Here is a 4,543-nt window from a genome sequence, read left to right as displayed (position 1 = left end):
AAATTTACTTTGAGATGATTTTTGACAAAAAAGCAAAGCACCAATCAAATAGAAATGTCTTTTCAGGCGAGCAACCTACCTACATAAAGACAAACAAAATCATTTACTAAATTAAATTTAACTTTTAAAGCTTGAATTTCTTCTAAAGAACGGTTTTGGGAATAAAAATGTTCTAATTTGATTCCTTTAGGAATAACATGTTATATTTTCCTTTGATATTGTAATCTTTTTCTAATAAAGTTAAAATTTTATGGTAGGAACAATTGTAGAATGTGTTTGGAAATAAATTTTTTTAAAGACTTTTCTATTAGCTAATATAAAAAATAATTTAAATATTTTTATTCCAATATTTTGCTTTTTATTAAAAAATATTCGTGCATAGTGTTCTTATTTATCAGGTATAATATTTAATTTTTGAGAAGCATAAATACCTAATTTCACCCAGGAAGATAGTGTGAATATGGATAATATCTAAATTAAGATCTTTTTACAAGAGATAAATATTTTTTGAACCTCAATACTACACGATGACCTCTTCAATACCTTTGGGTGTATTGTTATTCCTTTTAATTCTTATTATTGAAGCATCTTTTCTTCATAATTCTTAGGTCCTTGAGGAGTAATTATATAAACTTTATGTCCTAATTTTTCTAAACTATCTTTATGAGATTTAACAGAGATAGGAATACCTCCAATAATTGGTAAGTATGTATCAGTAAAAAAACCTATTTTCATTTTTGACTCCTCTTTAAGTTTTTTAAAGTTGTGTAAATTAAATTTGATGTTTTTAAAATATTAAAAATATTTAAATATCCAAAAAAAATGAATACTTCTGAGGCAAAATATAGAGAGCCTGTAATTAACAATAAATCTTTAAAATTTTGAGTTTGGTTTTGTTGTAAAAAATCCTTCAATTTGACTTGCCAATCAAAAACTTTATGTTCTTTTGTGGAGCCAATAAACAAATATTTTTGTACTAATTCAATACTATTTGGATGATTAAAAGTTGTTAAATAAATGTGGGCTTTGGGAATTTTTAATAATTGGTACAACATAGAAACTACATTTTTGTTTTTTAAAACAGAAAATAAAATAGAAATGCGGTAGTTACTACCGATTGTTTGATTGTTGTTTGTATAATTTTCTTATGGCATGCACATTGTGAGCGCCATCTAAAATAATTAAAGAGGTTTGAATTTAGTTTTTGCATTCTGGCCGGAATTTGAGTTTTGCTAATGCCTGTAAAAACATTTTGTTTTAAGAAAGGAAATTTTTTTAGCTGACAAAATAAATAATAAAGTTTGATTGCCATTGCAGCATTTTCAGGTTGATATTTTTCCTATTAAAGGAGTTTTGATGGCTTTTATTGTGATTTGTTTTGTTTTAAAAATTAAAACATTCTTGCCAAGTTTGCATTCCTAAATAAGTTATGTTGTAATCTTTTTTGAATTTATAAATGGGAGTTTTGTTTTTGATGGCTTGTTGTTCAATAACTAACAAAGCTTTTGAAATATTTCCTGTAACTAAGGGAATTTTGGGTTTAATAATTCCTGCTTTTTGAAAAGCAATTTCTTTAAGAGTTTTTTCCTAAAATATGTTCGTGATCTTTCCAATGGTAGTAATTCCAGTTAGATGGGATAAATAACATATGGTACTTTTCGTCTAAAAGACCTCCCAAACCTATTCAATTAGCTACAAACATCAACTTTTTTATGATAAAAATAATCAAAAGCAATAGCGGTGATAATTTCAAACGGAGTAATGCTAAATAAAGCAGAATCAGGACTTGCTTGGTCTACTAACTTTTTTAATTTTACGAACTCAAATTATTAAATCATTACAAGAAATAGTCTCTGCCATTAATTTTAATTTTTCATTGTAATTTTGAATATGAGGAGAAATAAAAGTTCCTACTTTGGAACAACTTTTGTTGCAAATAAAGAACTTAAATAATTAACAGTTGAACCTTTGCCGTTAGTACCTGCAATATGAATCATAGCTAATTTTTTTTCAGGATGATGTAATAATTTTAACAAAGCCAAAACACGCAAAAGTCCTAAACGCATGCCTAAAATTTCTCTTTTTTCAATCCACAAAATAGCTTCTTTTATGTTAGTTATTTCAGTAATCATTTTTATTTTCCCGTTTGTCTGTATTTATTTATATTTAGGATTTCCTTTTGATATTATTAAATTTTTTAAATTACTAAATGTTTGATAGAATGTATTTGTTTAAGGTGTTTTTTTAAATTGTTTTGTTTTTTTTGAATTTTTAATATCTATTGTAAATTTTTTTTATTAGTTTTTTATTAACTTATTTTTTGAACTACATAATAAATTAAGAATTGTAAATACAAGTTTATTATACACAAAAAATATTAAAATAAGGTTGTAAAATAAGGATAATTATTACTTAGTAAAAATAAAGTAAGCAAAAAAAAATAAATATTAATTTGACTAAAAAAATAAAATAGTTAGAGTCAATAAAAATCTATATTTTAAAAAAGAAACTTTCAAAAATAAAATATTTATAATATTACTGTTATAACAGTAATACTTTTAAATAATTTTTTTAAAAAAACATTATACTAACAAGAAATAAAAAAATTATTAAAAATAAAAAAGGATTAAAAAAATAAGTAAAAGTTTTTCTAAATTAATCAAATATTATTTATCTAAAAATTAAAAAACAATATTATAAAGGATTTTTATGTTTATGTATAAAAATAATTTAGATACAAATACAAACAGGAAAACAAAAAATGTTTTTTCAAAAAAGTTTTTAGTTTATGTGCCTTTAATTATTTCTTGTATCACTTCTCTTTTGGCTATTTATACAATTTCATATGATAAAAATAAAAGAATTTTTTTTACTTTAGGTTTATTCACAAGACAAAACACATTATCAGTGAATATCTTTTTACTCTTATCTTTAAATAATAAATTTAAAAAATCAAAATATTACCTTTTATTTAAGTTTTGTTTGTTTGATTAATTGTTTAATAGTGATGTTTTTGTTTAATTGAAACAAAAACAGGTACTTTGCAAATTAATTATTTTTTGAACCTAAAATTTTATCTTTGATGTTTATATTTTATTATTTTTTCCGAAACAAAAGCATAATAAAATTAAAAAAAATATGTAGGAATAATATATCCTTGATTTATTTTTTAATAATGTTTATACTTATAAAAATTGATAATGAAAAGTTAAATCCTTATTCCGGAGAAATAACAAAAATATGAAATTAACGAGTTTATGTTATTGTTTTATGCTTTTCTAACTTCTATAATGATATTAATAATTAGTTTCTATACAATTATTTTAAAAAATAAAATCATCAAAAATAATGATATTGTAGTTATCAAAAAATATAAAAGGTGGTTTTATTTTTTAAGTATTTTGGTTTTTTCTTTTTTTGTTTTCTTTAATTTTTATAAAATAATTTATTTTTATTATTTTTTATATCGTTTTTAAATTCTTAATAAATTATCATTATAAAATCAATATTATAAATAACAAAAAACAACAGGAGTTTAAATTATTAAAATGGAAAAACAAACTTTTACAAAGAAACAATTTAGAAAAAAAAGAAACAAATAGTAAAAATAAATATCTTAAATATATATTATGGTTTTTATTTATTGTTTTAATTCAACACTTTTTATAACTTGGTTTGGTTCTTTATATATAATTGAAAAAAATAAAATGGTTTTTTTAAAACAATTATTCGAATTAAAGAAGATGGTAATGAAGAAACTAATAATTATTGGGTAAAAATATATTAAATTTAAATATTAATGGAAGCAGTGGATTCCCTAGTTGGGAATTTTCTAAATATTTTTTTATTTATATTTATATCATAAGCTGCTGGTGGTGGTTTTTAATTGCTCCTTATTTGATATATAAACATTTAGATAAAAAATAATATTTCAATTATTGATTTCTTATTTTATAATTTTAGCTATTAGTTTTATTTTATTTTTTGTTTTCCCAGTTCAAATGTTGGATAAGTTTTTATTTAAAAGAAAACAAAAGATTTTGTAGATTTTTAATTCAAAATTTATATAAATATTATTATCTTCATCTTAATAATTTACCAAGTTTCCATGTTAGTTTAAGTTGGTTATATTTATATTGGTTTCGCCAAAAAAATAAAAAAGAAAATCCTAAAATATTAAATTATGGACAATTATTTTTGTGCTATTTTGGTTTTTATTTTCTTTTGTTTTAAAACGACATTATATAATGGATGGAATAATTGCAATTATTTAGTGAAACTACTTTCTTTTAGTTGATAAAAAAATGAATAATATTAAAAAAGACTATCAATTAAGATAATCTTTTTTTGTCCAATAAATTACCTATAACCAAAATACGAGAAATAAATTTAAATTGCTGAGTATAACTTTTTTTACAAAAAAAGTTATAATGCTTAGTTTCTAATAAAATACACAGAAAAGAATTAAAGTTTTGGTTTTGGAAGAATCAAAATTATTTATTACCACACCATTATAACATGATAAAAAACAAAGCAATACGTA

General features: G+C 21.3%; 3 protein-coding genes. All 3 read right to left on the bottom strand.

Annotated features, from left to right (window positions below; genetic code table 11):
* Positions 1-576 precede the first annotated feature (576 nt).
* Positions 577-735 (bottom strand): hypothetical protein, encoded by a 159-nt coding sequence (locus ACEW7V_RS00045; RefSeq protein ID WP_374695471.1) that lies wholly within the window; start codon positions 733-735, stop codon positions 577-579.
* A complete protein-coding gene (locus tag ACEW7V_RS00040) occupies positions 732-1,055 on the bottom strand; it encodes a hypothetical protein (RefSeq protein ID WP_374695470.1) in 324 nt (107 codons plus the stop codon). Before ACEW7V_RS00040 ends, ACEW7V_RS00045 begins: the two co-directional genes overlap by 4 nt.
* A gap of 855 nt (positions 1,056-1,910) precedes the next feature.
* The gene (locus ACEW7V_RS00035) at positions 1,911-2,096 is read right to left on the bottom strand and encodes a hypothetical protein (protein WP_374695469.1); all 186 of its coding nucleotides are present in this window, start codon (positions 2,094-2,096) and stop codon (positions 1,911-1,913) included.
* Between the last annotated feature and the right edge of the window lie 2,447 nt (positions 2,097-4,543).

It is taken from the genome of Areca yellow leaf disease phytoplasma (assembly GCF_041920595.1).
Note: the sequence above shows the minus strand (reverse complement) of the source record. Positions and strands in the feature narration are given on the sequence as shown.

What these genes read in the sequence shown, in the direction of transcription:
- ACEW7V_RS00045 (WP_374695471.1), bottom strand. Translation starts at nt 735, where the DNA reads ATGAAAATAGGTTTTTTTACTGATACATACTTACCAATTATTGGAGGT.
- ACEW7V_RS00040 (WP_374695470.1), bottom strand. Translation starts at nt 1,055, where the DNA reads ATGTTGTACCAATTATTAAAAATTCCCAAAGCCCACATTTATTTAACA.